This is a genomic window from Pseudomonas sp. 18175 (assembly GCF_050432925.1).
Classification (GTDB): domain Bacteria; phylum Pseudomonadota; class Gammaproteobacteria; order Pseudomonadales; family Pseudomonadaceae; genus Aquipseudomonas.
Genome location: NZ_JBKFTO010000002.1, coordinates 1 through 15,745 on the forward strand (window position 1 = coordinate 1; position 15,745 = coordinate 15,745).

The window sequence follows — 15,745 nt, forward strand, 5'->3', positions numbered from 1 at the left end:
CGACTCAGGGCAAATGAACGGACGTCGGTCGTTGAGTAAGAAAGGCGACGGCGAGATCCGTCGCCTACTTCATAACGCTGCGTCAGCGGGTATCAGGTGCCCTGCTTGGAAGCCTCTTTACGAGGGCTACCTGGCCCGAGGCCTGAAAACGACCCAGGCCTTGGTTGTGATCGCCCGCAAGCTGGCACGGATCGCGTTTTCACTCCTGAAAAATCAGAGTGAGTACAAGTCAAAAGCGGTTTTGGGGACTTCCCCTCAACCATAGAATCTCCCACANCGAGGCCTGAAAACGACCCAGGCCTTGGTTGTGATCGCCCGCAAGCTGGCACGGATCGCGTTTTCACTCCTGAAAAATCAGAGTGAGTACAAGTCAAAAGCGGTTTTGGGGACTTCCCCTCAACCATAGAATCTCCCACATTTTGGTCTGGGTTTACAAGGCTGCCGACTGCGCCGCCTGTAGCACCCTGAGCAAATTCCCGCCCCAGATATCCCCCACCTGCTGCTCGGTATACCCCGCATCCAACAACCGCTGGGTAATCACCGGCAACTGGCTCACATCCTCAAGGTCAGCCAGGCCCCCACCACCATCCCAATCCGCCCCAATCCCCACATGCTCCGGCCCGGCCACCTCCAGCAAATGCAGCAGGTGCTTCATAAACACATCCAGGTCGGCCTTGGGCTGGGCAAAGCGCTCATTGATCGTGTCGCGCTCCGCATACAAAGCCTTGAGCTGCTCCGGGCTCAGCGCCGCCAGGTTATGAAAGCGCGCACCCAGTGCCGCCATCGCCTTGTTGCGCTCCGGATTCTGCTTGAGCGGGATCAGGTAGTCGCTGTAGGCGTTGACCTGAATCACCCCACCCTTGGCCGCCAATTGGCGTACGCGGTTGTCGTCCAAATTGCGTGGGTGCGGGTTGACCGAGCGGCTGCTGGAGTGGGACGCGATGATCGGTGCTGTGGACAGCGCCAGCATCTGGTCGAACACCGCATCGCTGGCGTGGGACACGTCCAGCAAAATGCCCAGGCGGTTGGCCCGCTGCACCAGGTCGCGGCCCTTGGGGCTCAGGCCTTTCCATTCCGGCAGCGCAGTGGCCGAGTCGGCGAGGTCGTTGTTCATGAAGTGCACCAGGCCGAGCATGCGCAAGCCTTGGCGGTAGTAGGTGTTCAGCAGCTCGGGGTCGGAACTCAGCGGGTCCGCGTTTTCCATGCTGATAAACACCACGCGCTTGCCTTGGGCGGCAATGCGCCGGGCATCGTCAGCGGTGAGGGCCAGGGCGAAGCTGTCGGGGTTACGGTCAATCACATCGCGGATGCGGGTGAGGGTGGCCAACCCATAGGCGCTGGCGTAGGCGCGGCCTTCCTCGGTGCGCGGGCCTTGCGGCGTGTAGACCGCAAAGAACCCGCCATCCAGGCCGCCTTCGCGCATACGCGGCAGGTCCACTTGGCTGCCGTCCTGGCGGTAGGCGTGGCGCTCGGTGATGTTCCAGCCGGGGCGGGTCAGGCTCAGCGGGGTGTCGAGGTGGCTATCGAGCACCAACAGGCGTTGGTGCAGGGCCAGGGTGCTGGGGCTGACGTTGGTTTGGGCATTGGTTTGGGCATGGCCCAGCAGCGGCAGCAGGGCAAGTAATAGCAGGCGCTTGGTCATGCTCAGAACTCCATGCTCAAGGTGCTTTGGAAGGTGCGCGGCGAACCTGGGCGGAACACGGCGGGGCCGCTGGTGCTGGTGAGGATGTAGCCCAGGTAGTCCTTGTCAAAAAGGTTGTCGATGTTGAAGCGCAGCTTGACGTTTTTCAGCGGGCCGTAATGCAGTTGCTCGCCACCCAGGTCCAGGTAGGCGTTGTACAGGGTGTAGCCGGGCACCGATTCGCTGTTGGTGAAGTTGCTGTAGCGCTCGCCGATGTAGCGTGCCGAGAAGTTCAGCAACGCCCATGGCGCCAGTTCATAGGTGGCCCCGGCTTGGGCCAGCCAGCGCGGGCTGTCGGGTACGTCGTTGTCGCGGATCGACAAGCCGGCAGCATCGTTCTGGAACGTGGACTTGTTGTAGGTCAGGTTGCCGTTGAGCACGATCTTGTCGGCCAGCACCGGTGGCTTCCATTGCCCGCTCAACTCAGTGCCGTAGGCCTGCACCTTGCCGACGTTCTGGTAGTAGGTTTCCACCTGGCTGCTGCCCGGTACCGGCGAGGCGAAGGCTTGCAGGCGGTTGTCAAAGTCGGTGCGGTACAGGGCCCAGGAAGCGTTGAAGGTCGGGCGATTGATGCGATAGCCCACCTCGTAGTTCTTCGCCCGTTCGGCCTCTGGCGGTGGTGCGCTGGGGCTGGCGGCGCGGAAGATATCGTCGGCGCCACGGGGCAGGGCCATGTTCTCTGAGTAGGAGGCGAACACCTGGGTGTCGTCGGTGAGGTTGTAGACCAGCCCGGCTTGCGGCAGGAACGCGTCGTTCCACTGGGTGCTGATGCGCGGCTGGCGGTTGTTGATGTAGTCACCCGCGTTGCGGTAGCCCTCGATGCGGTATTTGAGGTTCAGGCTCTTGAAGCCGAACTGCAAACGCAGGCGGTCATCCAGCAGGGTCCAGGTGTCTTTGAGGTGGTATTGCAGCGAGTTGCGCGTGGAGCTGAAATCCCCTTGTCGGTGTACCGGTTCATTGAACAGCGGCGTGCCATCCGGGCTGCCATCGGTGAGGTTGTAGCGCGCCTGCTGGCGGTTGAACACATCGGTCTCGGCCCACAGCCCGGTGTCGATCTGGTGCTGGCCGACTTCCCATTGCAGCCCGGTGCGCCCGCCAAAACGATGGCCGCTGAGGGATGACAAACCGTATTGCACGCCGCGTGGCGCCACCAGGCCGTCCACATTGCTTTCGGCATTGTGCAGCGCCAGCGAGGTGGCGTAGGCCTCGGGGGACACGCCAAAACCCTTCTTGGCCTCGTAGTACACCGTGCTGTAGTTGAGCAGGTCGGGGCGGATCTGGAACTGGCCGCCCAGGCTGTACAACGTATCGCGCCGCTGGTTCACAGCCTGTTTGTAGTACTGGTTGTAGTTGGTGTTGCTGTAGCGCACCCCCGGTACGGTCTCGGGCAGGTTCGGCAGGCTGCCCAGGTAAGCAAAGTCTCGGCCGGAGCGCCCGAACGGGTCGTTGGCGGTGCCTTCGTACTGGGCGATGCTCACGTAGGGTGAGTCATAGTCATAGAACGAGTTGTGCACCGCACGCAGCCACACTTCGTCGCGATCACCAAAGCGATAGCGCACCTTGGCTTCCAGGTGCTCGCGGTCGATGGTGCCGGGGCCGCGCCACAGGTCGCCGTCGATTTTCGAGCGGCTGAAATACGCCGACAGGCCTTGGTGTTCGCCAGTCTGCAATTTCACAAAACTGCGCCGCAGGCTGTCGCTGCCCAAGGTGTAAGAAAGGCTCGCGCCAGGCTCCAGCGTAGGGTTGCTGGTCTGGTAATCCACATACGGCCCCAACGACGCGTAGCCCGATTGCGACACATCACCGGCGCCGGTGGAGGCGGTCACGCGCTCGGTATTTTCATTGTCGACGTAGCGGTAGATCGGGCTGCCACCAAATTGGTCAGTACGACCCAAGGGCACGCCGTCGATGGAAAACCCGATCTGTTGCAGGTTGAACGCGCGCACAAACACCGAGTTGCCGAACTCATACAAACCCAACGCATCGTTGACCTGCACGTTGAAGCCGGGCAGCGCTTCGAGCATTTTCAGCCCCGAGGTGCCGGCCGGTGCCGATTGCAGCGCCTGGTGGGAGATGGCCAGGGTATTGCTGATCTTGTCTTCGCCGATGGCGGCGCTGGCTTCGGTCACCCGTGCGCCTACCACCTCGACTTTGCTCAGTTGCGGTTCGGTGGAACTGGCGGCCTGTGCCGCCCAGGTGGTATCGGCCAGCAGCAGGCTGGCGAGCAGGGTCTTGCGGTACTGAGCAATCATTGTCGGTCCTTGGTATGCGCTCTTGTAGGAGCGAGCTGGCTCGCGAAAAACGCCAACGATGACGCGGTAAACCAGATGCAACGCGGCGTCCTCAGGTTTTTCGCGAGCAAGCTCGCTCCTACAGATGAAGAGGTTCAGAGCCCGGCGTGGGCCTGGGCGAGAAAGTCGGGCTGGGCCCATTCGTGCACGCTGAAGTCGTTCTGCAAGAAGCCGCGCTGCACCAGGAAGTCCTTTTTCAGCTCCAGCGCCGCGAGGTTTTGCGGACCCAGTTGGGGGACAAAATCCAGTTCGGCGATGGCGCTGCGGATAAACGCCGCGTTTGGCAGAAACGTGACCCGCGTGAACAGCTCGGCAGCGGCATCGCGGTGCCTGTTGATCCAGCGCCCGGCACGTATCGCGGCGCGCAGGAACGCCACCACCACCTGCGGGTGTTCCTCGGCAAAGGCGCGATTGACCGTGGTGGCGTAGGGGCCGTTGTGGTTCTTGAGGGTCCAGTCCGGGTAGCGTTCCAGGTCCTCGATCACGGTGAATTCACCGCTGGCGAGCAACGTCGGCACATGGCCGGCACCGATATGCACCGCATCCACCCGGCCCTCGGCCAACGCGCGCACTTCATGCCCCGGTTTGCCGTGCAGGCCATGCAGTTGGGACCAGAACGCCGAAGGCCTTGCGGCGGGCTGCAAGGTATGGGGATCGCCTTCGTCCTCAAGCTCGATCAGCCGCACTTGCGACGGCTCCAGCCCCGCCAGTTGCAGGGCGTTAAACAGGCCATGCTCGGCCAGCGCCTTGAGCACATCCACCCGCGCCTTGTTGCGGCTCACCGGCACGCCGATGCGCTTGCCGAACAAGTCGGCGACCTGGCGGATGCGCCCGTCGGCGCGCACCAGCACCTGCCCGGCACGCTGGGTCGCGGTGGTCGCCACCAGCAACGTATCGGCCTGATCGGCACGCGCCCACAGCGCCGGTACTGCGCCGCCGTCGCGGATCAGGCGTGACTCGCCATGGGTGAAGTGCGGCAGCCAGCCCTGGTTGTCGGCCAGTGAGCGCAGGTAGATCGGATCGGCGCCGACGCGCTGGTATTCCTCATCCAACCAGCCGAGCTCAACGGCGATATTGGAGGCGACCAGCAGCGGGCAGATGCTGTAGTGGGTGGGCAGGGCTTGGCTCATGGCAGATTCCTTAGTGAGGGTTGGGAGAAACTCAGGTGTTCAAAGCCTTGTTGCAGGTCGGCGATCAGGTCCTCGACCGCTTCCAGGCCCACATGCAGGCGCAGCAATACGCCGGGGGCGATCTGCGCCGAAGGGTGGCGTTGCTGGGTGCGGATCAGGCTTTCGAAACCGCCCCAACTGGCGCCCATGGCGAACAGGTGCAGGCTGTCGAGAAAGGTCTTGATCAGAGCCTCGGGCACAGGCTTGAGCACGACGCCGAACAGCCCGGTGGAACCGAGAAAATCACGCTTGAAGACGTCATGCCCCGTTGCCACCGGTAGCGCGGGGTGCAGCACCTCGGCAACTTCCGGGCGTTGTTGCAACCACTGCGCCACGATCAGGGCCGAACGCTCGTGCTGGCGCAGGCGCACGCCGAGGGTGCGCAGGCCACGCAGGCCGAGGTAGGCGTCATCGGCACTGGCGATATAGCCCAGTTGGCGCACGCTTTCGCGCACACCGGCATATAGGGGCTCAGTGGTGACGATCACGCCGAGCATGGCATCGCTATGGCCCACCAGGTACTTGGTGGCGGCATGGATCGAAATGTCTACGCCGTGTTCGAACGCCTTGAAAAACAGCGGCGTGGCCCAGGTGTTATCCAGCATCAACAGCGCGCCATGGGCGTGGGCTACGCGGGCGAGGGCGGGAATATCTTGCACTTCAAACGTGCTGGAACCGGGGGCTTCGGCGTACACCAGGCGGGTGTTGGGCTGGATCAACCCGGCGATGTCTGTCCCCAGCATCGGTGCAAAATACGAAGCCTGGATGCCGTAGCGCGGCAGGATCTGGTCGAACACCTGGCGTGCGTGCCAATAGCAGTTGTCGGTCACCAGGATGTGGTCGCCGGCCCGCGCCACCGCCAGCACCGCGCCGACGATCGCCGCGAGCCCGCTGGGCATGATCAGCCCGCGAAAGCCGCCCTCCAACTGCGCCACTGCATCTTCGAACGCAGCGGTGGTGGGGTTGCCGTTGCGCCCGTAGATATGCCCGCGATAGTGCGGGTCGTCGGCATTGGCCAGGTGGTTGCCCAGGGTGCTGGTGTCGGGCCAGATAAAGGTCGAGCTACGATACACCGGCGTATTCACAGTGCCTGCGTGGTTGGCAGGGTCGCGGCCCAGATGGGTCAGTAAGGTATCGTCGCGCATGCTTATTGCCGCTCCAGCCGCTTGGCCCAACGTGAAAGGGGGTAGATGTAGAGAAAGAAGGCGATGAAGACCAAGCCGTAGGCCGGCAGCAGCAGGTCGCTGCGCAACTGCGTGGAGAGGTGGGATTGAACAGTGGTCATCAATTCTTCCACCCCCAGCAGGTTGGCCAGGGAGGTGGACATGGTCACCGCGCAATACAGGTTCACCCACGGCGCCACCAGGCTCGGCAGGGTCTGCGGGATGATCACGTAGCGCAGCGCCTGGCCGTGGCGCAAACCCAGGGCTTGGGCCGCTTCCCACTGGCCGATCGGCACCGCACGCACCGCGCCGCGCACGATCTCCGAGACGTAGCCGATGGCCGGCAACGCCAGGCCCAACGCCACCTTGAGCCAGTCTGGCAATTGCCACCAACGCCCGGCCCAGTGCACCTCGTAGGGCAGCAGGTAGGCCACGTAGAACATCACCACCAGCCACGGCAGATTGCGCAGCAAGCGGCTTAAAAGCCCGGCAGCCCGGCGCAGAGTGGCGTGGGCGCTAACCTGCACGCTGCCGAGTAATACACCGGCGACGGTCGCCACCAGCATCGCGGTGACGCCCATCAGAATGTTCAGGCCAAAGCCTTGCAGCAGCGCGGGTGCCCACTGCCACAGCAACTGCACGGGTTCAGGCAGCATTGGGCAGCTCCTGGCCGGGCAGGCGCAGGCGCGCCTCCAGGCGACGCAGCAACCAACTGCAGGCACCGATCAGCAGTAGCCACACCAGCAACAGCACCTGCATCATCTCGGCCACATTGAAATTGTCAGACCAGATGCGGTTACTCGCATAGAGCAATTCCGGCACGGCAATCGCGTAGGCAATCGAGGTGGACTTGATGGTCTGCACCACCGTGTTGCCCATGGCCGGCAGGCTATTGCGCAGCGCCAGCGGCAGCACGATATGCAGCAGCACCGTGCGCCCGTGCATCCCCAAGGCGGCTGCGGCCTGGAGGGTTGAGCGGGGCACGGCATCGATGCCAGCGCGCAGGTTTTGCGCTTGGAATGCACCGTTGTGCAGGCCGATCACGATGATCGCCCACTGGGTGCCGTTGAGCACGCGCACGCCGTCCACCAGCGGCAGCAGCGCGCCGACGCCGAAGTAAAAAAAGAACAGTTGCACCAGCAACGGCGTATTGCGAAAGAGCGCCACGTAAGCGCTGCTGATGGCGCGCCACAGCGTGTGGTTTGAACCCAAGCCCGCCGCGCCGAATACCCCCAGGATCAGTGATAGCAGGATGCTCGCCACGGACAACCCCAGGGTCAGGCCCAGCCCCAGCAGGAACCGCTCACGGTCCATCGGGTCCCACAGGATGCTCAACAGCAAGCCATGCTGTTCCAGCCACAGACGCAGGCTGACTTCACTCATGCCGTGCCTGCACATGCTGCTGCGCCACCCAGGCATTGGGCGCCAGGCCGTAACGCTGTTCCAATTGGATGATCAACCCATTGGCATGCCAACCCTCGACAATGCTCGACACCGCCGCCAGCAGCGCCGGTTGGCCCTTGCGCAGCGCGATGCCCCACGGCGCCGGTTCCTGGCCCGGCAACTTCACCTCGTAATCGGCCCATTCCGGTTGGCGGGCTAGGGCGCTGTACAACGCATCATCGCCCATGGCGCCCAAGCAACGGCTGTCCGCCACGGCTTTACGCACCTCCGCCGTGCCATTGAACGAGGCGAACTGTACGCCGTAGCGGCTCTCAAACGGGCGCACCCACACACTGGTTGCGGGCGCGCACAGGGTCTTGCCGCGCAGGCTTTCCCAGGTCGGCACGGCGGTGGATTTGGGGGCGAACACCGTTGCCGCAGAACTGTAGAAACCGGGGCTGGCGAAATCCACCTCACGGCGCCGGGCCGGGGTGTCGAGCAGGGAGGTGACCAGCACTTCGCAGCGGCCTTGGTCGAGGAATAGCAGGCGGTTGAGGGGATTGACCTGCACCAGCGAAAGCTTCAGCGGCTGGCCGACATGGGTGGAGAGTTGGTGTTGCAGGTCGACGATTAAATCCATGATCAGGCCCGAGGGTTTGCCGTTTGCGTCCAGGGTTTTGAACGGCGGGAATTCGTCGCTGGTGCAGACGTTCAAGGTGCCGCGGGATTGGGCGCGTTCCAGGAGGGGTTCGGCGAAAGCGGGAAGTGCGCTCACTGCTAACAATGCTGCCAAGGTCAAGGAGAAGAAGAGATGCCCTCGGGCTGATCCAAGGGACTCGGCGGTTTGAAGGCCGCCATCGGGGGCAAGCCCCCTCCCACAGTTGGATTGCGTGTGAGTCAGATTGGGCTCTAACCCTGTGTGTTGCGAACGCGTCGGCGCCAAACTACCGGTCGGCTCTAAGGCCGCCGCGCTTGGCTTTTGATCTAGGCGCCCCGTTAAACCACGCTGGCCGAACGCAGGCTTGAATCCGTGGGTAACCCGGCAGGACGCCGGGTTAGCCGCACTGGGCCATGGATGGCCCATTGCGGCGGCCCACGGATTCAAGCCGGAGTGAGGGCACACCGAGCCTAGGCGAGGTGCCGAGTGGTGGGGCAAGAGCCCTTTGGTTACTTTGGGGCTTTTCCAAAGTGACCCGCCGTAAGGGCGGAACCCATGGCGGTCGTGACCGAGGAAATGGATATGTACTCGAAATGATCCAATACAAAGGTCGCCTGTGAGGGCGCCTTCGCGAGCAAGCCCGCTCCCACATTTAGACCGAGTTGCAGTTGATGGCATTGGGTTGGCCGCTAGATCGCCATCGGGGGCAAGCCCCCTCCCACATTTGATTTGTGGTGTGGCTTTCATGTCGCGCTCCAACCCAGGCGTGAACGCTGCGCCGCGCCTTGGGGGAACGGCTGGGGTGTGCCCAGTTGGGCGGCCAGGAACGTCAGGTACGCCGCTTCTTCCAGATTGATCAGCAACCGCGTCGCCGCCAACACATCGCGCTCCGACCAGGCAAACGGCCCGTGATTGGCCAACAACGCCGCCGGCGCCCGTGGGTGTTCACGCAAGGCTTCCACCACCGGCTGCGGCGCGTAGCGTGGGCCCCAAGCGGTCAATGGGATTTCCTGGTCCTCGTCCAACACCCCCAGCAACTGCGAGGCGTGGGCGCGCAATGGGCGCCCGGCAATGGCGAAGGCGGTCAGATACGGCGAGTGGGTGTGAATCACCGCATTCACCTGTGGCCGCTCGCGGTAGATCGCCACATGCAGCGCCGCCACTTCCTTGAGGTTGTCGGTCAGGCTGCCCTGGCTGTGCTGCAAATCGAAATCCACAATCGCCGCCACACCACTGTCGGCACCGCTCAGCGAAGCAATCACCAACCGTTGTTCACCGGGAATACGCAGGCTGATATTGCCCGCCTCATTGGCCGACAACACCTGATGCTTGATCAGCAACTGCTTGGCGTGGGCAAAGTCGTGTTCGAACACTTGGGTAAAACGCACGGGATCAAAACTCATGGGAAATCCTCAGAAGCGGTAGTCGGCTTTCACGTAGCAGAAGGCGCCTTCGGCACCGGCTGGCGAGATGCTCTGGTAGGCCACGCGCCCGCCGACAAAGCGGTTGGCCACGTCGATCTTGTCTGGGTAGCTGTCGAAAATATTGTTGCCGCCCAAGGTCAGGGTCAGCGCCTGGGTGAAGTCGTAGGACACGCTGGCATTGCTCACCCATTGCGCCGAAAAGGTCTGGTCGCGGGCTTCACCGAGGTTGGAATCGAGGGTGTAGGTGCCGTAGCGAATGGTGTTCCAGCTGGCCTGCCACGCACCTTTGCGCCAGTCGGCACCGAGGATCAGCTTGCTGTTGGGCGAGGCGCTTTCCACGTAGCTCAGGGCTTCGCGGTTGATCAAGGTGATGCCGGTGCCGGCCAGTGGGCCGGGGTTGTCCTTGATGTCGGTGACTTGGGTCTTGCTGTAGTTGAAGGCGCCGTTGAGGGTCAGTTGGCTGGCGTCGGCCAGGTCCAGGCGATAGTGGGCGGCCACGTCGACGCCGCTGGTCTTGGTGTTCAGGGCGTTGGTGAAAAAGCTCACGCCGGAATAGTTGCCATAGCCTTGATTGGCGAGGATCTGGCTGACCTGGGTGCCGCTCAAGGTTTCGGACAGCGCAATGCGGTCCTTGATGCGGATGTGGTACGCGTCCACGCTGACGCTGCCGCGTTCAGTCGGTTGCCATACCAGGCCCAGGGACAGGCTGGTGGATTTCTCCGGTTTCAAGTCACTAGCGCCCAGGGCGCGCGCCACCGGGGTGTTCACGCTGACGGTGCCGACCTGATACGCAGTGGGGTCGCCGGCCTTGAACTCGGTCTGGGTCGCCGAGGTGCCGATCTGGCCCAATGTGGGGGCGCGGTAGCCGCTGCTTAGGGTCGAGCGCAGGCCCCACTGCGGGGTGAAGTCATAGCGCGCAGAAAACTTGCCGGTGGTGGTGGTGCCGAAGTCATCGTAGTGCTCGCTGCGCCCGGCCAGGCCCAGTTGCAGTTGCTCGGTGACTTGTTGCTCCAGGCCCAGGTAACCGCCGAATACGTGCCGCGAGTAACGGCCTTCGTCACTGTCCTGGGTGCCAGGGAAACCTTGGGCGCCGCCGGCGCGGGTGGGCAGGGCGGTGCCGTGGACCCAGGAGGCCAGGTCGCCGGCGATCACTTCATAGGACTCGTTGCGCCACGCCAGCCCGCTGGAAAACACCAGGGGACCGGTGCCCCAGCCGACCTTGAATTCCTTGACATGGTCCAGGCCGACGTTGGTCTGTTCATTGACCAGCGCGCCGGCATTGAAGCTGGTGGGGCTGCTGGGGCCGAGGCTGGCATTGAGTGAATCACTGAGGTGGTAGTCGATGCGGTTGCGCCCGAAGTTGGCGCTCAGGTCGAAGCTGCCGAGGCTGTCATCGCGGATCTTCACGCCGCCGGTGACCGAGGCGTCCCGCGAGCGCACGTCCAGTAGCGGCAGAAAGCCGTTGGGGTAGACGTCGGTGAGGTTGTTGGCGTCGATGGGGCGGCGGAAGGTGGCCTGGGACTCGCCGGTGCGATCCTGGTACGTGGCGAAGCCGTACAGGTCCACGTTGTCGTTCAACGACAAGCCGGTATTGAGCGCCAGGTTCCAGTCCTCAAGCCCCGGTGAACCGTAGCGCCAGTGCCGGTCGGCATCCGCTTCGCGGGCATCGCCCGTGGGGTAGAACTGGCGCCCATCGGTGCCGCCGGTGGAGGTACGTTCGCTGCGCAGGCCTTCGCCGCTGAGGGTGAGAAAGCCATCGCCGGGCAAGGTAAAGCCGGTCCAGCCGCCGACCGACCGGCGAAACCCGTCACCCTTGGTGTACTTGCCGAAGGTGCTTTGCACGGCGCCGCCGTGGTCCTGCTCCTTGAGCACGATGTTGATCACCCCGGCAATCGCATCCGAGCCGTATTGGGCCGACGCGCCGTCGCGCAGTACTTCGATATGGTCCACGGCGCTGATGGGGATGGTCGACAAATCCACCGCTTGCGAACCACGCCCGATGGTGGCCTTGGTGTTGACGAAGGCCGAGGCATGCCGGCGCTTGCCGTTGACCAGCACCAGCACCTGGTCGGCCGCCAGCCCGCGCAACGACACCGGCCGTTGCGATGACACGCCATCGGTGCCGTTGACCTGCGGGTAGTTCACCGAAGGCACCAGGGTTTCCAGGGCCTTGGCCAGGTTGTCGGTGCCGGCGCGTTCCAACTGTTGGCTGCTGATCACGTCCACCGGCGCCGCACTTTGCAGGGCGGTGACGTCGCTGCGCCGGGTGCCGATCACTTCGACGGATTTAAGCCGTGGCGCCTGCGGTTCGCTGTTAAGCACCGCCGCCGGTGCAGGGGGGTTGGCAAGCCGGTGAATCAACACGGCGCCGCTGGCCGTCTGGCTGAACCCCAACTGTGAGCCGCTCAAGGCAATCCCCAATGCCTGTTCCTGGCTCAAGCGCCCCTGGATCGAACGGCTCGCCCGGCCCTCTACCAGGGGCGGGTCAAAGGCAATCGGGTGGCCGCTCTGTTGAGAGATGCTCAGCAGCACCTCATCCAAAGGGCCGGCAGGAATGTTGAAGTCGATGACGCTGTGTACCGACGCCGCGTCATTCTGGGCCAGCGCCAGTGTCGGCAGCGCCAGGCCGCCCAAGGCCAACGCGCAGGCCAGCGGCGCCAGGGTGAATCGTGTTTTCAACATGCCAATCTGCTCCGGGTCGTGATGTTCTTTACGACCTTGAGCAACTTCGCAGGCAGATTTTCAGTGTTGAGTTAGAACTATTAGTTGGGTGTCTAGATGATTTTGTTGTTCGCATAAGCTTCGAACAAACTGATCTAAGTGCGCAGTGAAAATATAAGGGACTATCTGCACAAGGGTACTGACAGCCAGCATCGGTTGTCCGCGCAAAGCCTGCTTAGTTCGCAGTGACGAACTCGCAGAGCGGTCTGCACGCTTACGGAAAAGCTCATCAGGAGACAGATGCCCATGTCTGGAATGCCAGTTCTACAGTTACCTAGCCGTTCGGTCAGTAGCGGCAAAAAAACGTTTCAGCGTAGCCTGCCTGCCGTAATCAAAGGAGGAGATTGCTATGTCTGAAGCCCTGGCTATTCGTTGTGAGAACACCGTGCCGCGCAGCATGGTGCATCGCGCGGCCGTCAGCGAAGTATTCCTGACCGGTGCCGAGTTTGTGAAAGACGGACACTTTCGTTGCAGCGCCCAACTCCCGCGCACCCACAGTTACTTCAGCGAACATACTCACCGTGCCGCGCACTACGACATGTTGTTATTGCTCGAAGTGTTCCGCCAGGCCTCGATCTATATTTCCCATGCGTTTCTCGATGTGAGTGCCCAAGACAAGTTTATCTACTTGGACAGTGTCACCCGCGTGACGGAGCGAAGTTTACTGGTAGTTGGCGATCGCCCGGCGTCGGCAGAGATCGATGTGTATGTGGTGGATGAATACCTGCGCCATGGCGAACGCAGTGGCGTCACTTTGAATATGTCGTTGAGCATCAATGGTGAAGTGGCTGCCCGCCATGAGCGCATGAGCATCCGTTGGATGAGTGGCGCGGCGTGGAACAAGATGCGCGCCCGTGGCTTGGCGGCGATCCCTGCTGATGCCGACCCATTGGCGCAGTTGCCACCGCCCCTGAGCCCCTCCGCCGTGGGCCGCCATTGGTTGAATAACGTGGTGCTGGGCCGCGACCTGGAGCAGAACGCACACAGCCTGGTGGCGCCGCTGATCGTCGACTTGAATAACCCGGCGATCTTCGATCACCCGCTGGACCATATCCCCGGCATGTTGTTGCTGGAAGGGTTCCGCCAAGTGGCGTTGGTGGTGGCGGATCGGCAGCTGCAGGCCGGGCCCGAGCAACTGTTGCTTTCCAGTTGCCATGTGGTGTTCACCCGCTTTGGTGAGTTTGGCCTGCCGACGCGCGTACGGGCCGATCTCAATTCACTGGCCCGCGACGAACACGGCCGCATCACCCTGGCACTTGAAGTGGAGCAGGGCGCAACGGTGATCGCCACCGCCGAGCTTGAATTGCTGCCCGTGGCCGTCAGCCAGCCGTTGACACTGGTGGCCGGGGGTGTGCGATGAGCGATTTACAGTTTATCTGGTTCGATTTTGGTGGCGTGCTGTCGCCGCCGATCCCGGCGCTGTTCGAGCAGTACCAGGTCAAGACCGGCCTGGCGCCACGGGTTTTACAGCAGGCCATGACTGATGTGGCCGATGACTTGGGCGTACCGATGCTGGCGCCAGTGGAAAACGCTTTGCTCACCGAGCAGGAGTGGGGGCTGCGTTTGGAGCACGCGTTGCGCCGCCGTGATCCGCAGATCGATTTGAGCCGTGCGCGCCTGCAAACCTTTGGCGAGCATTGGTTTGCCGGCGTGCCCGCCAATGCGCCGTTGGTGGGCGCTGTACGGGCGCTGAAACGCGCCGGTTTTCGCGTGGGCATCCTCACCAATAACGTGGTGGAGTGGTCGCCGCATTGGCGCGCCATGCTGGGCTTGGACGAAGTGGTCGACCTGATCGTGGACTCCAGCGCGGAACGCACCCGCAAGCCCGAGGCGGCGTTTTTCCAGGTGGCCACCGAGCGCGCAGGTGTAGCGCCTGAGCACAGCCTGTTGATTGATGACGTGGCCGAAAACATCGAAGCCGCCGCCGCATTGGGCTGGCAAGTGCTGCATTTTATCGACAACCACCAGGCCCTCACCCAGCTACAGCGCCTGACGGGCGTCAGCCTGTTGCAACCTGCCGTGGAGCCTGCCTGATGAATAGCGCCGTGATTGCCGAACCCCAGGTGACCGTTGCCCGCATCCCCAACCTGGATGCGCCGCCCGCTTATCAACCCGCCAGCCCGGCCAATGGCCTGCCCAGGATCCTGCTGCCCAGCGGCCATCTGGCGTTCCACCTGACCCGTTACGAACACGTGCAGGCGTTGTTGCTGGACAACCGCGCGATCCGCGCCCCGTGCAACGAAGAGGACGGCGCGAGCTTCCTGCCCACCATCACGCCACCGGAGTTGCTGCTGAACAACGACATCCCCGACCACGGCCGCCTGCGCAAAGTGGTCGCCCGGGATTTCAGCCCCAGTGGCGTAACCGTGCTGCGGGAAAAAACCGAGCAAGCCACCCACGACCGCCTCGATGTGCTGCAACGCCAGGCTCCCGGTGCCGATCTGTTTGCCCAAGTGCTCGACCATATTCCCGCGACCGTAGACTGCCAGTTGCTGGGCATTCCGTTGAGTGACCGCGAGTACTACCGGCCCCTGAGCCACACCGTGCAAGTAGCCTCGGACGCCGATGTGCCGGACCTGCTCGACCAGTTCTGGGGCGTGTACAACTACCTCACCGACCTGGTGACCGGCGCACGCCCTACGTACCCCGACGGTTTGATCCAACGCTTCGTCGCCACGCGCGCCGACAGCGAGCCACCGCTCAATGACAAGGAGCTGGTGGGCATCTTGCTCGGCGTGTTGATCGGCGGCGACCAGAACATCCTCACCGTGCTGACCAAGTCGGTGTACACCCTGCTGGCCGCTCCGCAGTTGTGGCAGCAATTGGTGGACGACCCGGCGCTGATCCCCAATGCGGTGGAAGAACTGCTGCGGGTGATCCCCCTGGGCACCATCTCGACCTTTCCGCGCCTGGCCAGTGTCGATCTGGAAGGGCCGTGGGGGTTGATTCCCGAAGGCAGCATTATCTATGCCGATGCGTTCGCCGCCAACCGTGATCCGGCGGTGTTCCCCGAGCCCTTGGCGATTCGCCTGGACCGCAACGATGCGCGGCATTTGCAGTTCGGCTACGGCATGCACAACTGCATGGGTGCGGCCCTGGCCCGGCTGGAGATCACCACGGTGCTGCAGATTCTGGTGCAGCGCTTTCCCAACTTGCGCCTGGCGGTGCCGGCGGACCAGGTGCCCTGGGTCGACGGCATCATCCTGCGCCGTCCTGCCCGCTTGCCGGTGCACGGCTTCACTTCAACCTGACCCT

At 63.1% G+C, this 15,745-nt stretch carries 13 protein-coding genes and 1 pseudogene; 5 read left to right on the forward strand and 9 right to left on the reverse strand.

Annotated elements, in window-relative coordinates:
* Both ACLD1Y_RS03145 and ACLD1Y_RS03150 read left to right on the forward strand, forming a co-directional pair.
* On the forward strand, positions 1–265 hold a 265-nt coding region (locus ACLD1Y_RS03145), incomplete at its 5' end, for a transposase (RefSeq protein WP_429475382.1).
* 12 nt (positions 266–277) lie between these two features.
* A pseudogene (locus ACLD1Y_RS03150) lies at positions 278–406 on the forward strand (IS110 family transposase); the annotation flags it as partial.
* A gap of 24 nt (positions 407–430) precedes the next feature.
* On the opposite strand, the gene ACLD1Y_RS03155 reads toward ACLD1Y_RS03150, so the two are convergent.
* The 9 genes from ACLD1Y_RS03155 to ACLD1Y_RS03195 form a co-directional block, all read right to left on the reverse strand.
* Positions 431–1,642, reverse strand: a complete 1,212-nt coding sequence (locus tag ACLD1Y_RS03155) for a dipeptidase (RefSeq protein WP_429475384.1) — start codon at positions 1,640–1,642, stop codon at positions 431–433.
* Between the two features lie 2 nt (positions 1,643–1,644).
* Positions 1,645–3,933, reverse strand: coding sequence for a TonB-dependent receptor (locus ACLD1Y_RS03160; RefSeq protein WP_429475386.1), 2,289 nt, complete (start codon positions 3,931–3,933; stop codon positions 1,645–1,647).
* A gap of 134 nt (positions 3,934–4,067) precedes the next feature.
* Positions 4,068–5,102 (reverse strand): ABC transporter substrate-binding protein, encoded by a 1,035-nt coding sequence (locus tag ACLD1Y_RS03165; RefSeq protein ID WP_429475388.1) that lies wholly within the window; start codon positions 5,100–5,102, stop codon positions 4,068–4,070.
* Positions 5,099–6,286 carry a cystathionine beta-lyase gene (gene metC, locus ACLD1Y_RS03170; protein WP_429475389.1) on the reverse strand — a complete coding sequence of 396 codons (1,188 nt, stop codon included), beginning with the start codon at positions 6,284–6,286 and terminating at the stop codon, positions 5,099–5,101. The genes ACLD1Y_RS03165 and metC overlap by 4 nt, the downstream gene beginning before the upstream one ends.
* Before the next feature lie 2 nt (positions 6,287–6,288).
* Complete coding sequence (locus tag ACLD1Y_RS03175; RefSeq protein ID WP_429475391.1) at positions 6,289–6,960, reverse strand: amino acid ABC transporter permease; 672 nt, start codon at positions 6,958–6,960, stop codon at positions 6,289–6,291.
* A complete protein-coding gene (locus ACLD1Y_RS03180; RefSeq protein WP_429475393.1) occupies positions 6,950–7,687 on the reverse strand; it encodes an amino acid ABC transporter permease in 738 nt (245 codons plus the stop codon). The genes ACLD1Y_RS03175 and ACLD1Y_RS03180 overlap by 11 nt, the downstream gene beginning before the upstream one ends.
* Positions 7,680–8,462, reverse strand: coding sequence for a transporter substrate-binding domain-containing protein (locus tag ACLD1Y_RS03185; RefSeq protein ID WP_429475394.1), 783 nt, complete (start codon positions 8,460–8,462; stop codon positions 7,680–7,682). The genes ACLD1Y_RS03180 and ACLD1Y_RS03185 overlap by 8 nt, the downstream gene beginning before the upstream one ends.
* A gap of 626 nt (positions 8,463–9,088) precedes the next feature.
* Entirely contained in the window at positions 9,089–9,748 is a 660-nt protein-coding gene (locus ACLD1Y_RS03190; protein WP_429475396.1) for a class II aldolase/adducin family protein, read from the reverse strand.
* 9 nt (positions 9,749–9,757) lie between these two features.
* Positions 9,758–12,451, reverse strand: a complete 2,694-nt coding sequence (locus tag ACLD1Y_RS03195; RefSeq protein ID WP_429475398.1) for a TonB-dependent receptor domain-containing protein — start codon at positions 12,449–12,451, stop codon at positions 9,758–9,760.
* A gap of 388 nt (positions 12,452–12,839) precedes the next feature.
* On the opposite strand from ACLD1Y_RS03195, the gene ACLD1Y_RS03200 reads away from it, so the two are divergent.
* Genes ACLD1Y_RS03200 through ACLD1Y_RS03210 form a run of 3 tightly spaced genes read left to right on the forward strand, consistent with a single transcriptional unit; the run spans position 12,840 to position 15,741 of the window.
* On the forward strand, positions 12,840–13,850 hold the full coding sequence (locus ACLD1Y_RS03200; RefSeq protein ID WP_429475400.1) for a ScbA/BarX family gamma-butyrolactone biosynthesis protein: 1,011 nt from the start codon (positions 12,840–12,842) through the stop codon (positions 13,848–13,850).
* Entirely contained in the window at positions 13,847–14,524 is a 678-nt protein-coding gene (locus ACLD1Y_RS03205) for an HAD family hydrolase (protein WP_429475402.1), read from the forward strand. The genes ACLD1Y_RS03200 and ACLD1Y_RS03205 overlap by 4 nt, the downstream gene beginning before the upstream one ends.
* Complete coding sequence (locus ACLD1Y_RS03210) at positions 14,524–15,741, forward strand: cytochrome P450 (RefSeq protein ID WP_429475404.1); 1,218 nt, start codon at positions 14,524–14,526, stop codon at positions 15,739–15,741. The genes ACLD1Y_RS03205 and ACLD1Y_RS03210 overlap by 1 nt, the downstream gene beginning before the upstream one ends.
* Positions 15,742–15,745 lie beyond the last annotated feature (4 nt).